Below are 24,482 nucleotides of genomic sequence, written 5' to 3'. Positions count from 1 at the left end.
CCAGTCCACCACATGCTGACCCGTCCATCGCGCCGGAGCACCCACCGAGCACCCGCCTGGCATGGACGCCCAAGCGCCCGTGGACGTGGCGCTCCAGTCGCACGCGCTGATCGATAGGTCGTCCGCGAACCGGCCACACACGACTAGGGCATGGGTGGCAGCAGCACCAACCGATGTCGTGGCCGGGCTGGCTGAGTGGGCTCCCCCCGATTGGGCTCACCTACCCCAAACGATGCCACCGACTTGAGCGGAGCGGCGGCCGATTTGTCATACCTCGTGATGGCCGATCGCCCGAGTCGTCACGGTACGGAAGGTGCCCAAAGTCCGAACTAGACAATCTTGTCCTGGCCGCCCGGCCACTGTGACACCTGCTAACCGGCGCTTACTCTCGCTGGGTAGACGCTGCCGCGCGGGCGGGAAAGATCGAGCTTCACCCGAGACCGCCGACGGGGGTCAGAGGCTCGGATACCTGGGGTGTTGGTGACTCAAGCATTCGCACAGGAAACACTGCAACCGCTGTACCTGCTATGCGACGCCTCCGTACGGGTGCAAGACCACCGCCGGATGTTGGCGGACCTGCTGTTCGGGCACCTCGCCGACGAAATCACCCAGGACATCCTCCTGGCCTACTCCGTGCGCTGGGGCATCGAACTGTACGACAACACTGAGCAGACCATGACCCTGATGCAGCTGCAGCAGATGCACCAGGCCACTCGTGTGCCGCAGCTCAGCACCACCCTCGAGGAGCCCGAGATCGCCGCCGCGTTCCGCGCGCTACGTCGGCGCATCGGCGGCGACATGGCGCTGCTGGAGGCTGACGTCGCTGAGGTGCGCTCGCCGATCGTCGCCGTACTCACCTCCGGCGCTTCTCGCGACACGCCCTTGGATCGAGCGGCGGCGCTCGATGCGCTGCTCACGAGAAGCCTGCGTACTGACGAGGAGCAGGACTGGTCGCCGACCGTACTGATCATCGGCCTCCAGCCACCCGACGACGGCATCCTGAACGAGCTGGCCGGCGGGCACGACGATGTGGAAGTCGCGACGCTGCGGTCCCCCGAGGACGTCGCGGCGGTGGCCCGCACAGTGGCGGCGATGGCCCGGCAGTCGGTGGCGCATGGCGTCTCCCGGTTGCGGTACGCCCAGTGGGTGGTCGCAGAACGCGACCTCACCCTGGGTAAGCACTACGGAACGACTGCGGAAAGCGAGCTCGTCGAAATCGTCACGACGGCCGCCCTGCAGTCGCTGGAGCCGCTCGTTTACCGCAGGTTCCGCAACACCGAGGATGCTGACGACCACCCGTTCGCGCCGCTGCTGAGTTTGGTGTCGCTGCGGAACAGCCCGGTACTGCCCGGCCGCGTCGACCACCTCGCGGACCGGATGCTCTGGCCGCTGCGGCTCGTCGTGGGCGACGACCCGGTAACTCCCGTCGGGTTCGTGGCTCCCGACGTTCGGCCGCTGTTCGTCGACGACGAGGACCACGAGCGGGTGCCCCGGGCGATGACCGCGCTGTACCTGGACGGGACGGCGTCGCCCGCGCAGCCGGTCGACGTACCCGCCGCCGACGGCGTCCGCCGGGCACGGCTCTGCGCTGCCCTGGCGGACGCGGTCGACCTCGCCCATTCGTACGGGATTGTCCTCGGCGAGCGAGCGTTGGAATCGGCGCTCTACACCTTGCGGCCCGCGCCCGCTGTGTTGCTCGCCGACTGTGACGCGGTCCGCCTGCGCGAGTCTGCGGACCCGCACTGGCAGGTGCCCGACCTGATCTGGCTCGGGCGCTTTGTCGACCGCTGCGTCACCCGCCCTGCGGTCGGGTCCGAACAGGACTCCCCACCAGTCCTCGACGCTACGGGGCGGGCCCTGTTGCAGCGGGCTCGTTCCAACGTCCCCGACCAACTGCCGCGCGCCGACGAGTGGCGGGACTTCCTGGCCGCTCGCGCCGCGAAGTTGCAGGGGCCGCCGGTGCTCGAGCAGGTCCAGGCCAGCCCTTCCGCCGTACCAGTTGGATCGCCGGTCACCGTGCGGTGGCGTAGCCGATACGCCGACGAGTTGATGGTCATCGGACCGGACGGAACCAGCTTTACGGCCAAGTCCGGTGAGCTGGACGACGGCGTCGCCCAGCTGGTGGCCACCCGCCCCGGCTGCTTCGGAGTCAGGGCGGCGAATCAGGTTGGCGAGGACACGGCCTCGACGAGCTGGGTACACGTCGCCGAACTGCCGCGGCTCGCCCAGCTGCCGGTGCCGTCCCCGCCGTTGGACCCGGCGGTGTGGCGCGCCGACGAGCTACGGGACCTGCTGGACCGAGTCCAGAGCCGGTTGCGCGTCGATCCGGGCCGGGCGTTTCCGCCGGTCGTGCCGTTCGACCCGGCCGCGCCGCAGACCGCCGAGCGGCGGGTGGCCACGGCATTGTTTCGTCGTCAGCGCTCGTTCCAGACAGTGATACACCACGCCACCTTTCCGATCGATTTGACACGCTGGATCACCGCGCGCCTTGAGCGGCCGGAGCATCGACGGCCGAGATGGTTGAGGAAGCCATGGGCCTGAAACGAGCACTCGCGGCCGTCGCCGGCGGCCAGCGGAGCCTCCTGCAGACGACACCGGCGGACGAACTGCGGTACGCCGCCATGGGTGGCGTGATCGTGTCGACCGCCCTGGTGGCGGCCGCGTCCGCCGCCATGGCCGTACACATGGCGTTGCGGATGCCGATCGCGCTGGCCGTGATGGTCGGCGTGGTCTGGGGCTTCATCATCTTCAACCTGGACCGGCTCCTCGTCGTGCAGATGATGCGGCAGAAGAACAAGTGGATGACCGCTGTCATGGCGGTGCCTCGGGTGATGCTGGCGCTCGTGCTGGGCGCGGTCATCTCGACGCCGGTGGTGCTGCAGATCTTCGGGCCCGAAATCAAGACGGAGCTGGGCGTCCTGCACGCAGAACGGATCGCCGAGTACAACCGCAACACCGCGAACAACCCGGACTACGCGTCAATACCGGCCTTGGAGAAAAGCGTCGCGGACGACGAGAAGATCGTTGCCGGTGGCGTCGCCCTCAACGTCGAGATGGATCCGGCGGTGGTCGAGGTGCGCAAGCAGTACGACGCGGCGCAGGCCCGGTTCGAGCAGGCGCAGAAGAATGTGGTCTGCGAGAAGGAGGGCACGTGCGGCTCCGGCAACCCGGGCGCTGGCATCGCCTACGACGAAAAGCTGCGAATCCAGGCCGAGGCCAGGCGCACCCGCGACGAGGTCCTCCGCCGGCTGGACACGGCCCGGGCCACTGCGCAGGCGGCCCAGCAGACGGCGCAGTCGGAAGCGGCGGCTGCGGCTCGCGGCAGGCTGGAGCAGAACCAGAAGCGCCTGGCCGCGCTGAAGGCCCAGCTCGACGCGGACAAGAAGGCACACGAGGCGGATTCGAAGAAGGACACCGGCCTGCTGGCGCGCCTGGAGGCCCTCGACGAGCTCTCCGCTGACCGGCCTACCCTGCGCACCGCCCACATCACGCTGTTCCTGCTGTTCCTGGCGCTGGAACTGCTGCCCGTGCTGATGAAGGTGCTCCAGCTCGTCGGGCCAGAGACGGACTACGACAAGGTGACCAGGGAGCACAGCGACCACCTGCTGCAACTGGACCGGGAGCGGCGGGCTATGGAGCTGAAGGCCGAGCAGGACCGGCTGCAGCGAACAGCAGACGCGGCGATCGCCAGCAACCAGGTCGTGGTGGACGCGCAGACCATGGTGATGACCAAGGTGCTCGCGGCGTGGCAGCAATTCGCGGTCGAGCAGGCCGACAACGACCTGCGGAGGTGGCTGCAGCAGGCGCCGTCGTCCGATGTCCCGTCGCTTCCGTCCGCGTCTCAGCAGGCGGACGCCCGGCAGTCACCGCCCGAGCTGGAGGAGACGACGCCAGATCCGTCGCACTCGCTGGAGCCGCCGGACACCAGCGTCGGCCAATCCGCCATCTACCACTCCGCCCGCGGAACGTCGGCCTGGCCTCCAGAGGATCCCGTGCGGGCCACACGGTCGACCGGCATCGGTGGTCAGCCGATCAGAAACGGGGCTGACCAGCATCGGAACGGGGCAGCGCCGGGTGGGCGTCAGGACCCGCAGACGACGACGGCGCAGCAGCCGGAGAAGGCGTGGACAGGTTCCGACGAGGGCCGGACGTCGGGACCCGCTGCGGTTGCGCCCGGCAGTGGCGCGCGTCGACTTGGGGAGCGGGCCCGGAGAAGACTCTCTCAGGCCCGTGCCGCGCTACGGATTGTGGCGCGCTCCGAGTGACTGGCGGACCCAGCCCTGCCCCTCGACCCACTGCCACTTGCCGACGCGGTGTCCGTTGGCCAGGTACTGGTTGTCCGGCTGGGCGGTGGCCGGTCCGGCCGCCTGCGGCCGGGGCCGCGGCGGTGCGGGTCTGCCGTGCCGCCCGGCCCTGCGCTGTTGGAGTAGGTCATACCATTGCCGCATCGTTGGTCGCTGCTTCTCGTTCTCGGCCAGGCTAGCGTCCAGCAGGTCCGCGGCCTCATCGCCTGCCTGTGCCTTCAAGATCCGGCGCGCCTTGTGCGGGTCACGGTTGACGGCGCCGCCGCGCCCGTTGTCCAGGATCCTGACGACCATCAGGGCGAACTTGTAGACGTCCGTCTGTGTGCTCTGAATCGACCAACGGTTGCGTAGCCGGTCCCGGTCGTCGTCCGGCATCGGTGGATTGCTTTTGGTGGCCCGCATCAACGCAGCGCTCGCCGCGAGCGCCTCCGGCGGCTGCCAGTTCGGTGTGTGGGGCTGCATCCCGAACACGGCCCGGTTGCCCCTGATCCGGGCACTGTCGACATCCACCACCATGATGGTTGGGCGGGCCGGGTCGGGGTCGTAGATGATGTTTCGGCCGGAGATGTCGCCGACCACGACGTTCTCCTTGTGCATCATCCCGTACGCCGCGGCGATCGCCCTGATCAGCCGGAATCGGGTGGTCAGGTCAACCTTGGTGAGCCCCTTCCGCAGCGCCGTCTCGTCGTCGCCGAAGAGTGTCTCGATCTCGCGTGGCTTCCGGTTCACCCCGCCGGCGCGCTTCGTGAAGTCGTGGAAGTACTGGTCGGGGATGAGTCGCATGATGACACCGTCGGCCGCGCCGTTCTCGTCCAGCACGACGGAGACCGGCCAGATGATGCGGGCGTCCCAGGCATCCCGCTGGGTGCTGGGTAGCCGGTCCCGGAAACGGACGAAGTTGGACAGGCCGGTGGTCAGGGACGGGCCGGCGCCTAGCTTCGTGGCCTCCTTGTACTTCTTGTACACGAACCGCACGCCGTTGAATCCGGACAGTCGCAAGTCTGGTACCAGGTAAATGGTGGCGGTGCCCCCACGCGCCAGTTGCTGGGTCTGGCCGAGTTGCCCGACGTGCATCTCCAGGGGTGCGGTCATCGGGTCCTCCGGGCAGGTCCGGGCCAGATCGCGACGGCGGTTCGGTCGTCGGTGAAGGTCTTCCGGTAGAAGGCTAGGTGCTGCGCGAACGCCAGCAGGTCGGGCGGCGTACGCCAATTCACGCCGAGGAACCTGCTCACCGAACCAGTGGCCCCGCCGAGGGGGTCGCCTAGGCCATCGGTCATCATGATCAACGATTGGCCGGGCCGGAGATGGAGCGGTTTGGGTACGACCTGCGCGTCATCGGGCAGGGACTTCACGGTGCTGGAGAAAATATGCTCGCCCTCGTTCTTGATCTGAGTGAGCGGCATCCAGAGATCCCGTTCCAGCAGAAAGGCGGCGGAGTCGCCGGCGACGTTCGCCAGCATGGCCCGGTACGTGCCGTCCGACGAGGGCTCGGTCGCGACCGCGAAAGCCAGGGCGGTGGCGGACATGATCGTCCGGGCGTGTGCGTGGGGCACCGGCGCCTTCTGTGTCACAAGGTCGTCCGGTTCGCCGCGGCGCTTGGAAGCCTTTGCCAGATAGGGGCGGGCCAGGTCGGCAACTGCACCGTTCGCCGCCCCGACCGCCCAATCCCACGGTATGGCCCGGGCCTCCTGAGCCCACTCGCTCGGGTCTGACGGCGGGTTCTCGATCAGATGGTCCACGAGAATGTCGGTGATGCGGTCGCAGATCGCCGCTGCGGCCTCGTGCGAGCGTTTGGCGGAGGAGACGCCATCCGCGATGCAGCCGACCAGCCAGTGCAGGTCCCGAGTGAACCGGACGACGTATGCGTCCTGTCGCGGCTCGCCCCGTTCCTGATGGCTCAGCCCGCGAACGGACGCCGCCCGGTACGTGATGGACCCGATGTCTGCTCCGTCGATCACCGTGTCGGGCGGTGGGGACCGAAAGCTGTGCGGTACGCGAGCCCGTACGGTGGGTTGCCGTCCCTCGTCCCCGACGATCCACCGCTCGTTGGGGTGCCTTGACCAGGGCCGCTGCCGGTCGGTCTCCGCAGGCGGCTGCTCAGGGGAGGCGTTCCGAACCGGCGCGTCGTCGCTTCGGTGCGCGCCCAGGTAGTGGTCCGCCTGATCCGCCGCGGGTGGCCGCGGCAGCGCCTGTTCGGCGCGGCTCTCCGGAGACGGCGGGTGCTCCAACTCGGACGGCTCCGCCGCGGCCGGGGCGTCCGGGCGCCTGCACGCCCGGACGCCCTTATCCAGGACGTTCGGGGCAGACCCGAAGGTCTGCGCAGTCGAAGGGTGGCCTTCGGTAGGCCCTGCGGAATCGGCGGGATCCCGGCTCGCCACCGGCGGGGCGGGGCTGTCGCGGTCAGCGGAGACCGGGGCGTCCATCGCCTCGCGCTCGGCGGGCACCTCCGGGTAAGCGTTGCGGTCCTCCGCTCCCGGTCGACCGCCGCCGTAGGGGACAAGTGCCTGGCCGGGCCTTGGTGCCAGCGGTGAATTCCAGGGTGACCCCATCTGCACCGGCTGTCGGGATCCAGCATCGTGCCTGGCGTCGACACCGTTTCGTTCACGGGCGGGGGCAGCGGGCACGGACGGCTGGCCTCCGATCTTTTCCTCCTCGGCCGCCTCTTGCTCCTTGTTGCGCTTAGAGCCCCACATGCCAGCCCTCCGCTCCGGTACCGTCTAGATCCAGTCGCCGAGGTCGTCGTCGTCCGGTGGTACGAACCCGCCGGCAGCACCGGCATCGTTGACCGAGTTGGCCGACGCGACGATGCTGCTGATCAGCACCTCGGCGATCTGCTTGATGGCAGTGGCCGCGTCGCCAGCGCCGTTGTAGACGTAGCTGCGCATTGGCTTCCCGCTGGCCCCCGGCTTTGGGAAGACCCACGGTTCGAGCACCGCCTTCTGCATCGACGGGGTCACGCCGAACGGGATGATGTTGGGCCGACCGCGGAAGCTCGGATCGGTGAGCTCCGCGAAGGCGGCCTGAAGGCTGTTCCTGTCGTCGATGGGCTCGCCGTCGGTGATGAAGAAGACCGCCGGCCGGTAGACCTTGTAGCCGTCCATCTTCATCTGCGTCAGATCGCGCTCGATGTCTTTCCTGAGCTGCCGGAACGCGGCGGTATAGGAGGTTCCGCCGCGCGCGATAAATTGCGGAATGTTCTTCACGTCGCGGAGGTCGCCGAGCGGAAGGACGGTGCGGGCGTCGTCCGCGAAATCGAGCGCGCCGAACCGCACGACGTCGCCCAGGGTGGGGCTTTCCTCGATTGCGTCGATGACCTCCGGCAGGATCCGGTTGACCGCATCGAGCGGGGCTCCCTGCATCGAAAACGAGACGTCGACCAGCAGATAGAAGGCCAAGGCAAGGACCTTGTCGTCGCTGCCGCGGGAATCGGCCATGTTTCCTCCTGCACTCGGCTCACGGAAGACAGGGACTCCCGGAAACGGGCTTCCGGGGAAGGGGTCGTTGAGAGGTATGCGGCTTGGGCCGCTTCAAGAGTCGGGGGCATATCGGCGCGAGCCGAATGCCGGCCAGCGTATCGGCAACCCGCCGCGGGTACCAGCTATGTCCACAGGATATGGACGAACTCCACCGCGTGTCGCCGGTTCCGGTCATCGGTGGCCGACATTCATCCGCGCTCGGCGCCGATCAGCCAGCCGGGCGGTCAGGGAAAGCTTCCGTAACGACGGACGTGCTGGAGGGTGCGGCGTACCCCGACCCGCTCCGCCGCCGCTCGCGCTGCGCGGAAGCCAGTTCCATAGACCGGATTTCGGGCTTCCGCGATCCGGCGGCGCTCGGCTTCGGCCAGTAGGCAGGGTCCGCAACGCCGGCGACGCCAATCAGGATCAGTCATCGCCGAACCACGATGTGCGCAGGTCGCGCAACCAGTCCGCCACGTCTGCGGACGAGTCGAAGTGCAGCGAGGTGAGGCGCGTGGCCAGTGCCGGACTGATCGAGTGCGCGGCGATCGCCGCGTCCAGTTCGGGTAGCAACCATGGTCGCGTCTGGGCACCCAGCTGTCCATGCATCACCCGCAGGGTTTCGGTCGGGTCCTCGTCCAGGTTGCAGTACGTGCTGAGAAAGTCCTGGAGCCTTCTGCTCGCCATGTCGCCTCACGTCGCTGTCACGGATACGGGTAACAAGTGCGCAGGTACCACTTGCCTTCGTCGTTCATCCTCCAGACGGCGACGGCTTCGCTGCGGTCGGTGAAGCGTGCCGTCCGGATGCCATCCGGGCTGCGGGAGTGACCGGCGACCATGCTGCGCCAGTTGGGGCCGAGCGCCTCTGGCAGCGAGATGCGTGCGGTGAAACCCATGGTTGTCGGGGACCCGCCGTGCGGCCGGGCCCGGTTCTGTTCGGCTACCGCGCGCTGCGCCTCCGGCGATCGCCAGACCTGTTCGGCGGCGCGAGCCACCGCACGGTCGCTGGTCCACCGCGTCGCGTGCTCCGGGATGCGCAAGCTTGCGACGCCGCGAGCGTTGATCCCCGTCCGGACCCGGCGCTCGGTGTCGGCGGGGCCCACGTCGACGTGCTCCCGGAAGGTGTGGCCACCGTTGCGCAGTTCGTCGGCCCGCATGCTCCGGGCCCGGGACTCGTAGCGCGCCCGGTCAGCCTCCCAGCTGCGCTCCCGGAAGACGGGCCGGTCCTGGTTCCGATCGCGCACGCTTATCTCACTCAGGCCAGGTCGACAAGGAAGGGGGCGGCCAGGACATCCCGTGCGTGCACCACGGCCGGGCGAGAACCGTACGGAATGTTCATGATCTCGCGCTGGCCGAGGACCGGCACGACCTGCGTCGTGCTGTTGACCGTGGTCTGGTAGCCCAGGCCGCCCGGCGTCCGGCCGACCGTCGTGGTCAGCACGGAATGGGCCCCCAGCCGGTCAGCAAGCAGCTTCGCCGACTCTGGTGACACCCCTGAGAAGGAGATGTAGGTACCGCAGTTGCCGAATACGGTCGACCGCTCGTTGACGTCGGCGAACTGGGTGACGTCCTGCACCGCGACCATGATTGCCACACCCGCCGAGCGCGCCACGCTCAGCACGTTCTTGAAGTCGATTCGGTCGGCCAACTGCGCCGCCTCATCAAGCACCAGCAGCAGCCGGTTTCCATCTGGCGAGGTGAACCGGTTGAAGGCCCGGAAGAGCAGGTCGTTGACGAATAGCCCTGAAATCGTCTGTGCCAGCTGGCCATCCTGCAGTGGTGCGACGACGCTGACGAGGCCGCGCTGCTGTAGGACGTCGGACATCTGGAAATCCGAGTTGCGGGTGACCTGTTCGACGGTGGGCCGGGCCAGGGCGTCCAGCCGTACCGCCACACCCGAGATTCGCTTCGAATAGTCGTCCGGTGCCAGGTTGACCAGGTCGGCGAGCCGGGCGTACGCCGGGCCGTTCGGGTAGCGGCACAGCGTTCGGTCCAGCGCGGCTTGGTCCTTGAGGATCCGGAGCAATGCCGAGGTGGTGAGGCGGTTCTGGTTGGGTGAGCCGCTGACGAGTTCGAGCAGTCCACGCAGGATCTGTGAGTCCATGTGGAAGAAGTAGGGATCGGTGTTGGGCGGGGGGCGTTTGCCTACGATTGACACCACGGCACTGTCGATGGCACGGTCCGAGTCGAGGCCGGCCAGCCAGTTCCAGCGCAGAGACTGCTTCGGCCGGGTGTAGTCGAGAGCGCGCGCCCGGATGTTCAGCGGAGGCTGACCGCGCACCTGGGCACGGACCAGATCCAGCATGTCGCCCTTCACGTCGAGGCAGACAACGCCGTACCCGGCGCGGATGGCGGCGATGATCCACGGAACGATTACGTACCGCGTCTTACCGGCGCCTGGCGGGCCGACTACGCACACGTTGTGGCGTACCGCGGGCTCCGGGATACCCGCCGGCGCCTGCAGCCCGGACACCGGGCTCAGGTAGTGACCCACCGGGAACTCACCGATCAGCTCGCGCGGGCGGCGGCGGTCCTGCACCACGCCGCGGTAGTCGTGCTGGCCCGGCTGGAGCGCTCTGGTGGCCTGTCGGGTCAGGGCGGCGTTGGCCGCCGACCGGGAAGCCGCCCTACCCAGCCCCCATGACACCCGCATCACGGCCCGGGTGACGGCCATCAACATCCGCAGGATCTTCTCCATCGCGTCCCACCATCGCGACCGGCGCGGCCAGCTAGCCATCCGACTTTCGGTCGACACCTCTGCCGGTAAATACATCTCGATCAGGTACGGCGCGCCTGGCCACATTGGACAAACGTCCACCTGCCCGCCGCTATGAGAAATGTTACTGTTCAGATTCAGCCCATTCGAGATCGAGTTCGGGCGCCAAAATAGATCATCACCTCGACACGAGCGGACCGCGGAGGCGGTTCCCATTAGGTGGCTCAGATGGATGATGGCTTCGACGAGCTTTCTGAGGCGCTTCAGGACCTGATCGATCTTCTCTCGTACCAGGAGCGCGTGGTGTACGCGCGGGAAATCGGGGCACTCGCCTTCGCAGTGGATCAGGTCCGTACCGGCACCCCAGACGAGCGTGCCCTAGCCTGGCGAAAGCATCGCAGCGACCTCGACGCGCTGCGGCTGCAGATACGGGACGTGACCGACTCGACATCGACTGAGCGGGAACGCCGGATCCAGCGACTCCGCAGGCAGATCGACGACTTGGGCATCATCGGCTCACTAGACGCCGCCCCAGTGGCCAACCGCGGCGGCACAGCAAGGACAGCGTCGGCTGACCGAGCCGTCGACAGCGCGGTCCTCCGCATGTCTGTCGAGCTGGACGAGAAGGTCAGAGATCTAAAGGCCCAGACCGACTCGGCACGCCAGGCGAAGGAGGAACTACGGGAGGCGATCAGCACGTTCGCTGGAGACTCGACCAGGGCGGTCGAGAAGAAGCTGGCGCAGATGAACAACGACGCCGTCGAAAAGTTCAACAGAGGCGCCCGGGAGGAGAAGCTCCACGCCGACCTGTGGCGGCTTATCAGTCTATTGATCGCGTTCGGCGGCGTGGCCCTGTACCTCTGGCTCACCTTCGTACGCCCTCCGGCGGACCCGGCCCTCACAGCCGCTCATCTCGGAGTCTTGGCGGCGACCGGTGGGCTGGCAACCTTCTGCGGCCGCCACGCCGCAGAGCACCGGCGGATGCAGCGCGACCTCCGGGACCAGTACCTGCGCTGGCAGTTCCTACTCAGCCTGAGCGAAACACTGGACCCGAAACGGCTAGCAGACCGGATGATCAAAGAGATGGGCTGGCCCCGTGAGCGCGACCCTAACGACATGCGAGGCGCAGCGATCCATCCACTCCCGCTATTGCAGCGGATCACGCAGCCGCCCGCCGCGAGGCAGCCAAAAGCCGGACAGTCACGTCAGCAGGCAGAAAAGGCACCGAGGGGATGACAGGCGAAAATTCTGGCGACGACATCCGCCCGATCTACCTCTGTATAGACGATGCGCTCCTGACCGAACGTGCCCGGCCGCTGGCCCAGCGGCGCATCGCTGAACTGGTACGTCAGATCCAACATTCCGCCTTACTCCCGCAACTCCGGGTGTCCGCCCTCAGCTTCTCCGCGCAGGTACACACGTTGCACCAATTGGCCGAGCTCGACGCAACCCAGTTCGATCCGATCGGTCTTCGACACGCGGACCGGCCTCCCAGCCACCTCAGCCCACGCTTCGACGTACTGTTCACGCACCTCCGTCGGCAAATTGGGCAGGACGTCCAACAGCTGCAGGCCGACGGATTCGCTGTCCGCCGTCCATGCGTGTGCCTGTTCACCGACGGCTGGGCCGGGGACGACTGGTCTGCCGCCTACGAAGAGCTGACCGCCTACGACAGCGAGCTGCAAACCGGCTTCGCCGCACGACCCGATATCGTGGCGGTACCCGTCGACTCGCCCGACCTGACCGCACTACGCCACATGGTGATGCCGCGACGCCGGTCGAGTATCGTGCCATGTCCTGCCGGAACCCATGGCGACATCGACGTAGAGGGCGTCCTGCGCGTTTTACTTCACCGGACCCGGCCCCTGTTGATGGGAATCTACGACGAGCAGAACTAGCGCCGAAGACAACTGCCGTCGGATCATGTCCAACCAAGCAGACGACACTTACGGTGGTGCGGTGTTGACCCTCGGCGTTGACCTTGCAGCGCGCGACAAGCGTACGGCGATGGCCACGGTCGAGTGGCTGTCGGACCGTGCGGTGGTGCGGGACCTGGTCCTCGACGTTAGCGACGCCCGTATCGTGGAGGCCAGCCGACATGTGGAAAAGATCGGGCTGGACTGCCCGTCGGCTGGCCGAAACCTTTCGTCGCGCTCGTCACGACGCACCAGTCGGACCACGTCATCGTTGCCGACGGCGACGGCGCTCAGTGGCGGCGTCGCTTGGCCTACCGGCTGACGGACGAGGTGGTCCGCGAGGAGACCTGCATCAACCCGCTCAGTGTGGCTGCGGACCGTATCGCTCATGCCGCCCTCCGGTGCGCCGGGTTGCTGGCGATGCTCGCCCCCGCCGGACAGGATGTCGACCGGTGCGGCGGCGGCAGGATCGTCGAGGTGTACCCGGCCGCGGCCCTGTGCCGCTGGGGGTTGACGTACTGCGGCTACAAGGGAAGAGGTCAGCAGGTGCAGCACGCCGACCTTGTGACCGCACTTCGTGGGGCCGCGCCCTGGCTGGAGCTGGGTGCTTTCGAGGCGCTATGTCGGCGCAGCCACGACACGTTAGATTCGGTAATCGCGGCATTGAATGCGCGTGCTGCGGCGATCGGCGTGGCGACGCAGCCAGACGACGAGCAGCGAATGATCGCACGTATCGGGGGCTGGATCGCTCTGCGCACCGGAGCGCTCAGCGGCCTTATCGATCTTGCAGTAGCACAAGCGGAAGGCATTCATGGCCTCAGGACTGAGCTGGCTGGACAGTTCTCGCGACGACCAGCAACGCATACGTGAGCTGCTCAAGCTCTTCAGCGACACGGAGAGCCGGGACGAGTTGGGCATCGGCCAGGTCCGGGACGCGTTCAGCGACCTGCTGTTCCCTGGCACTTCGGTCCTTCAGACCCGGGCGCGGTACCTGCTGATCGTGCCCTGGTGCTACCAGGAGGCGCAGCGTCGCGGGCTGCGCGGTGACCGCCTCGCCGCGCAGGTCGACCGCAACGAACGGAAAGTGATCGACGCCCTGCTGCGCGGCGACGACACCGAGGGCGTGATCGGCCGGCGGGCCGGCGTCGGCGTGCGGACGCTGCCGTCGAGCATCTACGCGGCGGCGCTGCTGCGGTACGGCATCCGCATCGGCGACGACGACGCCCCGGACCGTCGTCTGGCATCCGGCTTGGAGGCCGACGAGCTGACCGAACGGTCGAGCGGAACCTGGCACCCGACGCTCCCAGGGGCGACGGCGAACTTTCCAAGTGAGGTCGAGGGTGGGCTGAGGCTGCGCCCGGACGAGGCCCGCTGGCTGCGCGAGCGGATCCTCGCCGCAGAGCCGAACACCCTGTTGGCATACCTGCTCGAGCCCGAGCACCGTCCCGGCTGGGACAGTGAGGCACCGTGGAATGAGCTGGCGACGCTCGCCGCGCCTGAGCCGATCGGCCCGCTGGTTCGGGACGCACAGCGATTCTCGCTGGCCATCTACGGCGCAGCGCTGCTGTACAACTTGCTCATCGCCGAGCGATACGAGCAGGGGGGCCTCACTGAGCGCGAGGAGCCGGTGGCCCGGTACCGAAACAAGCTGCTGAAGTGGAACGATCGGGTGTCGGCGGAGCACAACCTCAAGGGCTGGGACCGACCGGGCATGTGGACCCGACTTATCGACAAGAATCCACGGATCGCCACGAACGCCGCCGCACGTCGATTCGTCGACCGATGGATCGACGCGGTCACCAGCGGAGCCGCGGGCGACGCCGCCACCGACCAGAGTCTGCGGAAGCTTGTGGCCGAGCGGGAACGGTCGGTGAAGAAGGGCCAGTCGCGACTGGTCAACGACAAGCTGCTGCGAACGTGGAGCGGCGCGTCGGGCACTCGCCGCCTGGTATTCCGCTGGCCGCAGGTTCGCCGGATCCTCGCCGACATTCACGACGGCTGCGCCGCCGACCTGCCGGAGGCTGCCGATGCTCGCGCCTGACTCCCGCGCGCTGCTGCTCGACGCTCTGCGCCCACCACCGGGCGCGAAGATGTCCCGGGCCGTGGCCTTGACGTTCACCCTGGACCTGGAGAGTCTGCTGGTCGCCCCGCTGGCGTTCGCCGCGCATGGCCTTCGCGAGTCGACGGACCCGATCGCAGTGATGGAAGGCGTACGGAACTGCGCCGACCGCATCGACGTGTTCTGCCAAGCGGGGCAGATCGCCGTGCCACCGACACAGTCGGCGCTGATGGCGTTCGTCGAGCCCATGGTGCACCAGGTACGCCGGCCCAAGCCCGGCCACCTGTTCCATCCGAAGTTGTGGGCGCTGCGCTTCCACGACGAGACGACCGGGGAGATGTCACTGCGACTGCTGGTGCTCAGCCGCAATCTGACCAAGGATCGCAGCTGGGACGTGTGCCTGCGCTTGGACGGCATGGTCGGCACACGCCCGAAGGCGGACAACAAACCTCTGTCCGGTCTCCTGCGGCATGCGGTGCGGCTGGCGGTGGCGCCGCTACCGCCGGACCGGCAAGCGGCGATCGAGGCGCTGGGCGAGGACCTGCGTCGAGCCGAGTGGGAACGCCCCGAAGACGCGCGGGAGATGTCCTTTCACGCGCTGGGCGTGCCCGGCGCTCGTCTGCCGCACTTCGAGGGCACGCGTCACCTCATCATTTCGCCGTTCTGTACGCCGGGTGGCCTGAACCGGTGTGCACCAAGCGGCCAGCTGGCGCTGGTAAGCCGGCAGGAGGCGCTCGAATGCCTGCCTGAGGAGAGCCTGGCGGAATCGGAGACGTTCGTGGTCAGCGCGCTAGCCGGCCTCCCCGCCGAGGGGGCGTCATCCGGCCAGGAGGTGCTTCACGGGCTGCACGCGAAGGTGTATGTGGTGGAGAAGGGCCACCAGGCGCGGGTCCTGCTCGGCTCCGCGAATGCCACCGATGCCGCCTTCGGCGGTAACGTCGAACTGTTGGTGGAGCTGGTCGGTAGCCGCACCCAGTGGGGCATCAACGCCCTCCTCGGTCCAGAGGCGGGTTTTCGCGGGATCCTCGAGCCATACGAACGCCAGGACGCCACCGAGCCGGAGCCGGAAACGGGCATCCTGCGCGATCTGGTCCGCGACATCGCTGCCATCCCACTGTCGGCCACCGTCACACCCGAGGTCGACGGCTACGGCATCCGGCTCACCTCGGAGGACGCCCTGCCCGACCTGCCGGGCGTACGGATCACCGCGCAGTTGCACACGCGTCGCGGCGAGGCGCTGCTGCTGGTTCCGGGGCAGCCGGTGGCTGCGGCGTTCACCGGGCTTGCGCTGGCCGACATCACCCCGTTCGTCCTCGTCATCGCCGAGGACGGCACTGGCCGGGAGCAGACCGTCGTCCTCGCCACCCTGATCGGCGACCCGGCGCATCGGCTCGACCACGTCCTCGCCCAGCAGATCGACACGCCGGAGAAGTTCCTGCAGTTCCTGCTGTTGATGCTCGGCCTCGGCACCGAGGCTGCCGCCGCCGCAAGCGGCGACGCCGGCGGACAGGGCGTCTGGCGCACCGGCGAGACAGGAATCCTCGAGCTACTGCTCAACGCTCTCGTCGACCGGCCGGACCAGCTTGACGACCTGGCTCGGTTGGTCACCCGCATCGAGGCCAGCGGCGACAGTAAGCGGCTGCTGCCGCCCGGCTTCCCCGAGCTGTGGCGGGTCATCACAGCGGCACGCGAGACGATGGCAAAGGCGGTGCGCGCGTGAAGCGGTACGACGCCGGCCCGGTCATGGCCGGCTTGAAGGACTTCCAGCGCGCCACCGTCGCGCACATCATCGACCGGTACTTCGGCACCGATCCGACCCGCCGGTTCCTGGTCGCCGACGAGACCGGGCTCGGCAAGAGCGTCGTCGCTCGAGGCGTCATCGCCCAGACCCTGCAGCGGTTGCAGGACGACGCCAGCGTAGAACGGGTAGACGTCATCTACGTGTGCTCCAACCAGGACGTCGCCCGGCAGAACATTGGCCGGCTACGGGTCACCCCCGACGAAACGGTCACCCTGTCCAGCCGGCTCACCCTGCTTGCCAAGCACGCGCACCAGCTCAACGCTCTGACCGCCACCTCCGGCAAGCCGATCAACCTGGTCGCGTTCACCCCGGGCACCTCCTTTGACCAGGGCTGGCGAACCGGTATGGCCGAGGAGCGTGCACTGTTGTTCCTGCTCCTGGAACAGGCGAACTCGTGGGACGGTTGGCGGACCCGGGCCGCGCTGCGGGCGCTGAAGGCGGGCGTCGCAACGCCCCAACGGTTCGAGGAGCAGTGCAACCGGCTGTGGGGGCAGCTCGAGGGGAAACTCGACCCGACGATCACCGGCGAGTTTTTGCGCCGTGCCCGTCAGCGGGGCCTGCTCGACGAGTTCGACGCGCTGCTCGACGGCATCGGCCGGCGCCCCGCCCTGCCCGAGGCGCTGCGGGAGAAGGCCCGCAAGCTCACCGGCGACCTCCGTGCGGCGCTGGCCACCGCTGGGGTCGATGTCCTCGAACCCGACCTGATCATCCTCGACGAGTTCCAGCGGTTCCGGGAGCTGCTCGACCCGAACGGCGGCGAGGGCGCCGAACTCGCCCGGCACCTGTTCGACTACCGGGCCGCCCGGGTGCTGCTGCTGTCGGCCACCCCGTACAAGCCGTTCACCTTCGCCGAGGAGGTCGCCGCTGGCGAGGACCACTACAGCGACTTCCGGCAGGTGCTGCGTTTCCTCAGCGACGACGAGTCCTGGCACGCCGACGTGACGAAGGCGTTCGAGGCGTATCGGGACGCGCTGGTGCGCGGCGAGCCCTGCGGTGACCTGCGTGACTGGCTGCGGGGCCTGCTGTTGAGGGTCATGTGCCGGACCGAACGGCCTGTGCTGGGCCAGGACGGGATGCTGCGCGAGCACCTCAGCCTCGCCGACGACCTCGACGCCGCCGACGTATGCAGCTACGTGGCGATGCGCAGAATCGCCAAGACCGTCGGCGCCCCGATGACAGTCGAGTACTGGAAGTCCGCGCCGTACTTCCTCAATTTCCTCGACGGCTACCAGCTCGGTGACAAGGTCCGCGCGGCGCTCGATGGCCAGCCGCACACCGACGTGCCCGCGCTGCTGGCCTCCGCGCAGCTGCTCGACGGCGAGGCGATCAGCCGACGAGAACCGGTCGATCTCGGCAACGGCCGGTTGCGGCAGCTCGCTGCGGACACTGTTGGTCTGGGCTGGTGGCGGTTGCTGTGGTTGCCCCCGTCCCTGCCGTACCACGCGCTCGGCGAGCCGTTCGCCGCCGCGGCGCGTGAGGGCATCACCAAGCGGCTGCTGTTCTCGTCCTGGAACGCCACCCCCACCGCCGTCGCAGGGCTGCTCAGCTACGAGGCCGAACGCCGGCTGGGTCGTGCCGGGGAGGGCCACCGGCACCTCGACTACCGCATGGAACACGGCCGCCCGGCGGCGATGAACGCCCTCGCGCTCTTCTGGCCGCATCCCGCCCTGGCCGCGCTGTGCGACCCGCTGGCCCTGGCCCGCCAGCGGCCGGACGAAACCGCACCGCTCGACGAATTCGAGCGGGAGGTCCGCGAACGGCTGCGCGCTCGCACGTCTGGCGATGCGGCGCCCGCCGAACCCAGCCCCGCCGAACCGTGGGAGCTGGTCTTCCAGTGGCCCGGCGCCGATCCCGGCGTCGAAGACGCCGCGGCGGCCCTGGGTACCTCCGCCGATGAGGAAGGAGCGGCCACCGGCCTGGACCGGCACGTGGCACGAGCCCGCGAGCTGGCGAGCCAGGCCCGCTACCCGACAACAGGACACCTCGACCGTCTGCTCGACAGTGTCGCGGCGATCGGTCTGCACGGACCCGGCAACATCGCCTGGCGGGCACTGTCCCGGCTGATCCACCCCGACAGCACTGTGACACCGGCGGGACACTGGCGCGCCGCGGCGCTCCTCGCCAACGGGCTACGCTCCCTGTTCAACCGGCCGGAATCCGCGCAGCTGCTTGAGAGCCTGTCGATGGGCCAGGTCTACTGGCAGGCGGTACTGCGTTACTGCGCGGCCGGGGGTCTGCAGGCCGTCCTCGACGAGCACCTGCACACGCTCCGCAGCGGGGCCTCCGACACCCGGTTAGACGACGACGAGCTTTACGGACTCGCCGAAGAGGCGCGGCAAGCGATCGCCAGCCGACCGTCGACGTACGAAGCCTTCGACCCGCGTCACCCTGACGAGCGGATCAAGCTGCCCGGCCGGTTTGCGCTGCGCTACGGCGGCCGCGGCGAGGAACAGTCCCAGGTCAACCGCAAGGAGACCGTACGTCGGGCCTTCAATAGCCCCTTCTGGCCGTTCGTCGTCGCCACCACCAGCGCCGGCCAGGAGGGCATCGACTTCCACCAGTGGTGCTCGGCTGTCGTGCACTGGAACACCCCCGCCAACCCGGTCGACTTCGAGCAGCGTGAGGGCCGGGTGCACCGGTTCGGTGGGCACGCGGTCCGCCGTAACGTCGCCGCCGCACACCGTGCGGAGGCCCTGCGCTCCCCCGAGCCGGACGTGTGGAAGGCCCTGTACGACGCGGCACGAGCGGTCTCTGGAGAGCTTGGCGACTTCGCGCCGTACTGGGTGTTCCCCGGGCCGGCGAAGATCGAGCGGCACGTCCTGCCGTACCCGCTCAGCCGCGATCAGGCGAAGCTCGACCGGCTCAAGTCGGACCTGGTGATGTACCGGCTGGCGTTCGGCCAGCCCAGGCAGGAGGACCTGCTGAACCTGCTCCGACGACGGGAGACCGGCGCGGCGGGCGTACCCGACATCCTGGATCTGCGACCGGCCCCTGAATGGAAGCGACAGTGACGGACCAGCCGGCCTGGCAGCTCATCCTCACCGCAGCGCGCCAGCTCGCGAAACACAAGCTCGACTTCAGCCGAGCGGAGCTGATCGACGAGGTCCAACGGCTCGACCCGACGCGGCACCCACAGTCGCTCGGCCCGGTCATCCAAGGAATGACCCGGGATACCACCAGCGGCCCGCCCAGCCCGTGCGGGACGCCACTCATCCGGGTCGGGCGCGGCCGGTACACGCTCGTCGACAGCAGCCGCCTGTCCCCCTCCCCCACGGCTCAGCCAACGATCCCGACCCAGCGCCCAAGCGGGCACTCAAAGCCGGCCGAGCCTGGCGAGATTCAGGCCGACATCGCGCTGATCGGCTGCGTCAAGACAAAACTCGACCACCCTGCGCCAGCCCGTGACCTGTACGTCTCGCCGCTGTTCATCCGTCGCCGCGCCTACGTGGAACGGCAGGCCCGCCGCTACTACATCCTGAGCGCCGAGCATGGCCTGGTGCTGCCTGAAACGGTGCTCGCACCGTACGACACCGCCCTCGCCGAGCAGAGCAAGGACTACCGGCGGGCCTGGGGCCAATGGGTAGCGGCCAAGCTGATGCGCGCAGAGGGCCAGGTGCGCGACCGCGTCATCGAAATCCACGCCGGCGACGAGTACGCCCAGGCAATCGCCCCACTGCTCACTGAGGCCGGAGCGGCGGTACGCCGACCGCTGGCCGGGCTACCGTTCGGTGAGCAGCTTGCGTGGTACGGCCGGCAATCCCAACCTGCACCAGAACAACCCGTGGCCCTCGCCACGCAGCCCCGGGAGACCGTCCGGCCGCTCGCGCCCACCGGCGCGCCCGATCCCGTTCGGCCAGATGCGCGTGCCATCGTGGCGGCCCTGCTGATGTACGGGCGGGAACATCAGGCCGAACGCGCAGGCACCCCACCCCGATTCACGCCCCACTTGGAAGCCAACACGCTGATCCTGACCGACCCGTTCGCGTTCCTGCTGGCGGTCATCTTCGACCAGGGCATATCAGCTGAGCGGGCTTGGCGGGCACCGTATGACCTGCGCCAGCGCCTCGGACACCTCGACCCCGCGCGGATGGCGGCCGAACCAGAACAGGTACGTGACGCCGTCGCCCAGCCGACGGCACTGCATCGGTTCGTCAACAACATGCCCAGATGGCTGGTCGCCGCCGCACTCATCGTCGTGAACGAATACGGTGGCGACGCCGGCCGGATCTGGGCGGGCGAACCCCGCGCGGCCGACCTGGCCACCCGACTGCGGGGGTTCCCCGGCATCGCCCAGAAGAAGTCGGCGATGGCAGTAGAGATCCTGGCCCGCGACCTGACGGTGCCGATACAGGAGCTATCCGGGACGGACATCGCCTACGACGTGCACGTACGGCGGGTATTCCTCCGGACGCGGCTCGCCGAGCGCGACGACCTCGACCACATGGTGGAGGTGGCGCGATGGCTACACCCCGAGCGGCCCGGAGAGCTGGACTTCCCTGCCTGGCTGATCGGACGGCGCTGGTGCGGGCCAGGCATACCGGACTGCGGCGGCTGCCCGCTGCGATCAGTCTGCCCGAAGGACTTTGGTCAGGCGACCGCGGTCTGACGGCCGAAGGCAAATCCGGCCGCCATGACCGCCGACCAAACAGCCCTCTTCGAGATGACGCCGATGGACGTCGAGTGGGTTCCTGGACGGAGTGTTCCCGTCTGGTACCGCTAAATGGTCTTCACCAGCGGATTTTGCTCCTGCGACCTGGGAGGCCTGCCTTGCCGAGCAGGTTCGACCTGGACGCTGCGCGTGGAGGGGTGCACAGAATCGAAGGGTGCGTCTCCCTCAATCCCATGGCGTCCGAAGCCGTCCAGGTAGTCCCGCAGATTAAGAGTCCCGTCGATGCGGTGCTCATCGGTCCCGTACGGCGCTTGCAGTCCCACATACCCCTCCCAGTCCGCCGCTGGTTGGCCGCCGCGTGCCACCGGATGCCCGTCTATCCAGGGCGCGCGAGCACCCAGCGAGCACCCGAATTCTGCGTCCTGGACGACCGTACGCCAGCTGGGAGGACGGCGCGGAGACAGCAGTCGTTCTGGATCAGGTGGTCCTCACCACGGTGACCGAGACGGGCAGCACCGCAGTGCCGATCTTTCTGAACCTCAGATCTTCAAGCTTTCGGACGGGGCGAAGGGTCAGGGCGACCACCTCGCCCCGCTCCATCGGGATGCTGAGCTTGTTCAGCAGCTCCTGGCGCTTCACGATCAGGAGATGCCGAACCGGGTCGAGCGGAAGTCCTCCTCATCAGAGGCGACGTGGAAGCCGATCTCCTCCAGCCGCTCCAGCTCGGGCACGGCGATCCAGGCCGGCTGGGCGCAGACGGTCAGCTCGCCGGGCGCGCAGTGCAGCGGGCTGATGTCGTTGTTGTGGGCATGGGCGAGGATCGCCAGGCCCTCGATCAGCTCGCACCACGCCTGGGGCGCATCGGGGCCGAGCAGCTGCTGGACCAAGGCCCGACGAGCTTCGGGATCCATGCTGGGCTCGGGCTCGTAGTCGTAGATCACGCCACTACCTCCGTCTTGGTCTGCCATGGGAAGACGGTCGAGCGACCAGCTTCCAGGATGGGGATGATTCACCACGGCCTCACGGCAGTACACGGCGGCCAAACGGTCCGGTCCACGCCGGTTCTCGCCCGGCTTTCCGGCCCGCGTTGTCCACCAGGCCCAGCCGACACGGTCATCCACGGCTTCCGAGCATCCTAGGAGCACCCCGGCACAGGCGGCTCCTGCCCCCGCGACGGGGTGTCACCCGGAGCTGCGCCTGTCGCTACCGTCGCGGTCACTGTTCGGGCGTGCCTGCGGGCATGGCGACCCCGGCCTCGGAGTGCAACCAGGTGGCCAGGAGGTCCAGACCACGCCGGTTGTCGTGCACCCACTTGGCGAGCGGCAGGACCCCGCTCCATGCGACGTTTGCGCCGTCGACACGCTCGGGCTCACGACGCACCAGCCGGTCGCCATCGTCCCAGTCCACTAGGCGCGGCAAGCGTTCGCCCTCGATGGTTTCCAACACGACGTACCGCAGCCCGAGAAGCCGGAGGAATTCGAGATCGGTCTCCCAGGCAACACCCCCATTACGGGCGATGATCCACCCCATGGGGTCGCGGTAGGCGCACTCGAATGCGCTCGGCACATCGATGCCCAAGCCGTTCCAAGCGAGTACGCACCGCAGGATCCTGGCGGGCTTGCCAGCCGACTGGGCCACACATAGCCCCACCGGAACGAACTCAAGCCACCGCGAAGGCCAGCCGAACGCCACCGCCGCCGGCATGTCACACGGGTTGTACATGTGGCAAGTCAGTTCGACCGAGTCCTCGACAGTGGCGAGTTCCCGACACCAGGCGTGCACGATCCGCGCCCAGTCAGAGTTTCCGGCCAACGCCCGGCTGAGACGATCGAGGAGGCGTTGCCACCGTGCTGGGTGATCGGTCCGCGCTGAGCCGGTGTACTTGACGTCCGATAATCCGCCGCACTGAGCATCGAACAGTAGTTCGTCATCCGGGTACAGCACTTGGTCGGCGTACACCCCGGTACGGCGGACGGCGCGAATGGTCCAGTCCGGGTCGGATGCCAGTTGCGCGAGAACATGCGGATGCCCCAACCAGGAGAGATCCTCACCCTCCAGCGTGCCGCGCACGTCACCGAGGCCCAGCTCTACAGCGATGCCTCGCTGCCCGCTCTGACTCAGACGTACGAAGAGCTGGCCGCCGAGCTCGGGTCCGATCTGGCGCTTAAGAGGGACCGGCATTAGGCATTACTTGAGGCGACGGGTAGTGGGCCGGTTGGCCCACCGATATCGCTTGCGGGCCTTGAAGATGAGGTGACGCACGGTGACGAAGGCGGCGGCCAGGAAGAGGTAGAAGTCGACGATCTTCCCGTCGCGGTCGGTGCAACGGCGTAGCTTGCCGTAGCCGTTCATCCAGGAGTGGGTGCGCTCCACGACCCATCGCCCGCCGACCTGCACGGGGGCGGGTACGCCCTTGCGGGCGATCTCGCCGTGCAGGCCCAGGCCGTCGAGTAGGGCGCGGGTGACGCCCGAGTCGTAGCCGGCGTCCAGGCGGACGGTGACCTGCTCAGGCCAAGCGTCGCCGACCTGTGCCCGCCGCTTCGAGGGTGGGACGCAGCAGGGGTGAATCGTGACGGTTCGCCCCGGCCGACACGACGCCGATGGGCACGCCGCCAGCGTCGGTCGCCACCGACCGCTTCAACCCGCCCTTACGCCGGTCCACCGGAGACGGTCCCGCCTTGTCTCCACCGCAGGGTGCCTTGGTGATACATCCGTCGACCGCGATGTTCTCCAGCCGCAACCCGATGAGCAGGTCATAGGCCCGCAGCGCCACCGCGTGGACCTGCTCGGCGACGCCCGCCGCGGACCACTGCCTGAGCCGGCGGCGGATCGTGCGATCCGAACACCGCCGCGACGCGACGCGTTCGTAGCCCGACCCGTGCACCAGCGCGTCAACCACGTGCTCGAACACCACCCGGTCCGGCACACGCCGCCGATGACAACCCAACGGATGACCCGGATGGAACTCACCCGGATCGGGAAGCAGCGCGGCGAACTCGACCCAGACGGGTTCCAACAGGGATGATGGCAGCGCGGGCACGAAGCCTCCAGCGATCACAGAGCGTCAGGAACTCCATGATCGCCGGTTTCGTGCCCGCTTCGCTGCCCCTGACCGAGTCATCGCCTATTGCCGGACGCTCTAAGGCGACGATGGGGCAACGCATTGTGGGCTCGGTCCGCGCTCGCCTCAAGGGATCGGTCCTGCATATCGGCCGCCTCATGGTTGCGCCGGATCTCCAGGGCCGCGGCATCGGCACCCGGCTGCTGACCGCTGTTGAGCGCGAGGCAGCCGGCGAAGTGGACCGCTACATGCTGTTCACCGGCCATCTGAGCCACGCCAACATCCGTCTGTACGAGCGGCGCGGCTACACCCCGATTCGTCGGGTGCAGTTGAAGTCAGACATGGTACTGATCCACCTCGAAAAGCAGGGGGACAAGTAGCGACTGCCGACGGCGCCGGGCAGCCACGGCATCCGCTCATCGACACGACCGGACGTTGACTTGATCAGTCCGCTGTGACGCTGCGTGACGCACGGTCGGCGGCAGATGTGTGCACCTGATCAGGCTGCCGCGGGTGTGGTGCCGGACGGTGGGTTCTTGTAACGGCGGGCGTGGCATGGCA

At 68.2% G+C, this 24,482-nt stretch carries 21 protein-coding genes and 1 pseudogene; 11 read left to right on the top strand and 11 right to left on the bottom strand.

Going from position 1 to position 24,482, the window contains the following annotated elements; translation table 11 throughout:
• Positions 1-564: 564 nt before the first annotated feature.
• Together FHX75_RS27515 and FHX75_RS27510 are read left to right on the top strand one after the other, a co-directional pair.
• On the top strand, positions 565-2,541 hold the full coding sequence (locus FHX75_RS27515; RefSeq protein ID WP_154943266.1) for a hypothetical protein: 1,977 nt from the start codon (positions 565-567) through the stop codon (positions 2,539-2,541).
• Positions 2,517-4,265, top strand: a complete 1,749-nt coding sequence (locus FHX75_RS27510) for a DUF4407 domain-containing protein (protein WP_154943265.1) — start codon at positions 2,517-2,519, stop codon at positions 4,263-4,265. Before FHX75_RS27515 ends, FHX75_RS27510 begins: the two co-directional genes overlap by 25 nt.
• Here FHX75_RS27510 and FHX75_RS27505 read toward each other — a convergent pair.
• The 7 genes from FHX75_RS27505 to FHX75_RS27480 all read right to left on the bottom strand — a co-directional run bounded on the left by FHX75_RS27505 (position 4,239) and on the right by FHX75_RS27480 (position 10,457).
• Entirely contained in the window at positions 4,239-5,396 is a 1,158-nt protein-coding gene (locus tag FHX75_RS27505; RefSeq protein ID WP_154943264.1) for a hypothetical protein, read from the bottom strand. The two genes, FHX75_RS27510 and FHX75_RS27505, sit on opposite strands and share 27 nt — an antisense overlap.
• On the bottom strand, positions 5,393-6,262 hold the full coding sequence (locus FHX75_RS31025) for a protein phosphatase 2C domain-containing protein (RefSeq protein WP_170285485.1): 870 nt from the start codon (positions 6,260-6,262) through the stop codon (positions 5,393-5,395). The genes FHX75_RS27505 and FHX75_RS31025 overlap by 4 nt, the downstream gene beginning before the upstream one ends.
• 759 nt (positions 6,263-7,021) lie before the next feature.
• On the bottom strand, positions 7,022-7,738 hold the full coding sequence (locus FHX75_RS27495) for a vWA domain-containing protein (protein ID WP_154943262.1): 717 nt from the start codon (positions 7,736-7,738) through the stop codon (positions 7,022-7,024).
• 266 nt (positions 7,739-8,004) lie between these two features.
• Positions 8,005-8,193 (bottom strand): protein DA1, encoded by a 189-nt coding sequence (locus FHX75_RS32310; RefSeq protein WP_170285484.1) that lies wholly within the window; start codon positions 8,191-8,193, stop codon positions 8,005-8,007.
• Positions 8,186-8,446 carry a hypothetical protein gene (locus FHX75_RS31015; protein WP_170285483.1) on the bottom strand — a complete coding sequence of 87 codons (261 nt, stop codon included), beginning with the start codon at positions 8,444-8,446 and terminating at the stop codon, positions 8,186-8,188. Before FHX75_RS31015 ends, FHX75_RS32310 begins: the two co-directional genes overlap by 8 nt.
• Before the next feature lie 17 nt (positions 8,447-8,463).
• Positions 8,464-9,003, bottom strand: a complete 540-nt coding sequence (locus FHX75_RS27485; RefSeq protein WP_154943260.1) for a hypothetical protein — start codon at positions 9,001-9,003, stop codon at positions 8,464-8,466.
• A gap of 11 nt (positions 9,004-9,014) precedes the next feature.
• Positions 9,015-10,457 carry a type IV secretory system conjugative DNA transfer family protein gene (locus tag FHX75_RS27480; protein WP_170285482.1) on the bottom strand — a complete coding sequence of 481 codons (1,443 nt, stop codon included), beginning with the start codon at positions 10,455-10,457 and terminating at the stop codon, positions 9,015-9,017.
• 246 nt (positions 10,458-10,703) lie between these two features.
• Between FHX75_RS27480 and FHX75_RS27475 the strand changes: the two genes are divergently transcribed.
• The 8 genes from FHX75_RS27475 to FHX75_RS27445 are packed head-to-tail and all read left to right on the top strand — an operon-like array spanning position 10,704 to position 20,857.
• Positions 10,704-11,711, top strand: a complete 1,008-nt coding sequence (locus FHX75_RS27475; protein WP_154943258.1) for a hypothetical protein — start codon at positions 10,704-10,706, stop codon at positions 11,709-11,711.
• Complete coding sequence (locus tag FHX75_RS27470) at positions 11,708-12,373, top strand: hypothetical protein (protein WP_154943257.1); 666 nt, start codon at positions 11,708-11,710, stop codon at positions 12,371-12,373. Before FHX75_RS27475 ends, FHX75_RS27470 begins: the two co-directional genes overlap by 4 nt.
• 25 nt (positions 12,374-12,398) lie before the next feature.
• Positions 12,399-12,713, top strand: a complete 315-nt coding sequence (locus FHX75_RS31810) for a DUF429 domain-containing protein (RefSeq protein WP_246158742.1) — start codon at positions 12,399-12,401, stop codon at positions 12,711-12,713.
• Positions 12,596-13,261 (top strand): DUF429 domain-containing protein, encoded by a 666-nt coding sequence (locus tag FHX75_RS27465; protein ID WP_342799406.1) that lies wholly within the window; start codon positions 12,596-12,598, stop codon positions 13,259-13,261. The genes FHX75_RS31810 and FHX75_RS27465 overlap by 118 nt, the downstream gene beginning before the upstream one ends.
• Positions 13,203-14,432, top strand: a complete 1,230-nt coding sequence (locus FHX75_RS27460; protein ID WP_246158740.1) for a DUF6361 family protein — start codon at positions 13,203-13,205, stop codon at positions 14,430-14,432. The genes FHX75_RS27465 and FHX75_RS27460 overlap by 59 nt, the downstream gene beginning before the upstream one ends.
• Positions 14,419-16,170 carry a phospholipase D family protein gene (locus tag FHX75_RS27455; RefSeq protein ID WP_154943255.1) on the top strand — a complete coding sequence of 584 codons (1,752 nt, stop codon included), beginning with the start codon at positions 14,419-14,421 and terminating at the stop codon, positions 16,168-16,170. Before FHX75_RS27460 ends, FHX75_RS27455 begins: the two co-directional genes overlap by 14 nt.
• Positions 16,167-19,262 carry a C-terminal helicase domain-containing protein gene (locus tag FHX75_RS27450; protein WP_154943254.1) on the top strand — a complete coding sequence of 1,032 codons (3,096 nt, stop codon included), beginning with the start codon at positions 16,167-16,169 and terminating at the stop codon, positions 19,260-19,262. Before FHX75_RS27455 ends, FHX75_RS27450 begins: the two co-directional genes overlap by 4 nt.
• A complete protein-coding gene (locus tag FHX75_RS27445; protein WP_170285481.1) occupies positions 19,259-20,857 on the top strand; it encodes a DUF6884 domain-containing protein in 1,599 nt (532 codons plus the stop codon). The genes FHX75_RS27450 and FHX75_RS27445 overlap by 4 nt, the downstream gene beginning before the upstream one ends.
• A 480-nt stretch (positions 20,858-21,337) precedes the next feature.
• Here FHX75_RS27445 and FHX75_RS31010 read toward each other — a convergent pair whose 3' ends face one another.
• The 4 genes and pseudogenes from FHX75_RS31010 to FHX75_RS27430 all read right to left on the bottom strand — a co-directional run bounded on the left by FHX75_RS31010 (position 21,338) and on the right by FHX75_RS27430 (position 23,900).
• Entirely contained in the window at positions 21,338-21,499 is a 162-nt protein-coding gene (locus FHX75_RS31010) for a hypothetical protein (RefSeq protein WP_170285480.1), read from the bottom strand.
• A gap of 2 nt (positions 21,500-21,501) precedes the next feature.
• Positions 21,502-21,828 (bottom strand): hypothetical protein, encoded by a 327-nt coding sequence (locus FHX75_RS27440; RefSeq protein ID WP_154943252.1) that lies wholly within the window; start codon positions 21,826-21,828, stop codon positions 21,502-21,504.
• 247 nt (positions 21,829-22,075) lie between these two features.
• Positions 22,076-23,041: a hypothetical protein gene (locus FHX75_RS27435; protein ID WP_170285479.1), complete on the bottom strand. Its 966-nt coding sequence runs from the start codon at positions 23,039-23,041 to the stop codon at positions 22,076-22,078.
• 6 nt (positions 23,042-23,047) lie between these two features.
• A pseudogene (locus FHX75_RS27430) lies at positions 23,048-23,900 on the bottom strand (IS5 family transposase).
• A 35-nt stretch (positions 23,901-23,935) separates the two neighbouring features.
• Between FHX75_RS27430 and FHX75_RS27425 the strand changes: the two are divergent.
• Positions 23,936-24,301 carry a GNAT family N-acetyltransferase gene (locus FHX75_RS27425; protein ID WP_246158737.1) on the top strand — a complete coding sequence of 122 codons (366 nt, stop codon included), beginning with the start codon at positions 23,936-23,938 and terminating at the stop codon, positions 24,299-24,301.
• The last annotated feature ends 181 nt before the right edge of the window (positions 24,302-24,482 follow it).

Origin of the sequence: Micromonospora palomenae (assembly GCF_007829925.1) — a bacterium.
GTDB classification, from domain to species: Bacteria; Actinomycetota; Actinomycetes; order Mycobacteriales; family Micromonosporaceae; genus Micromonospora; species Micromonospora purpureochromogenes.
This window is presented reverse-complemented; position numbering and strand designations above follow the sequence as displayed.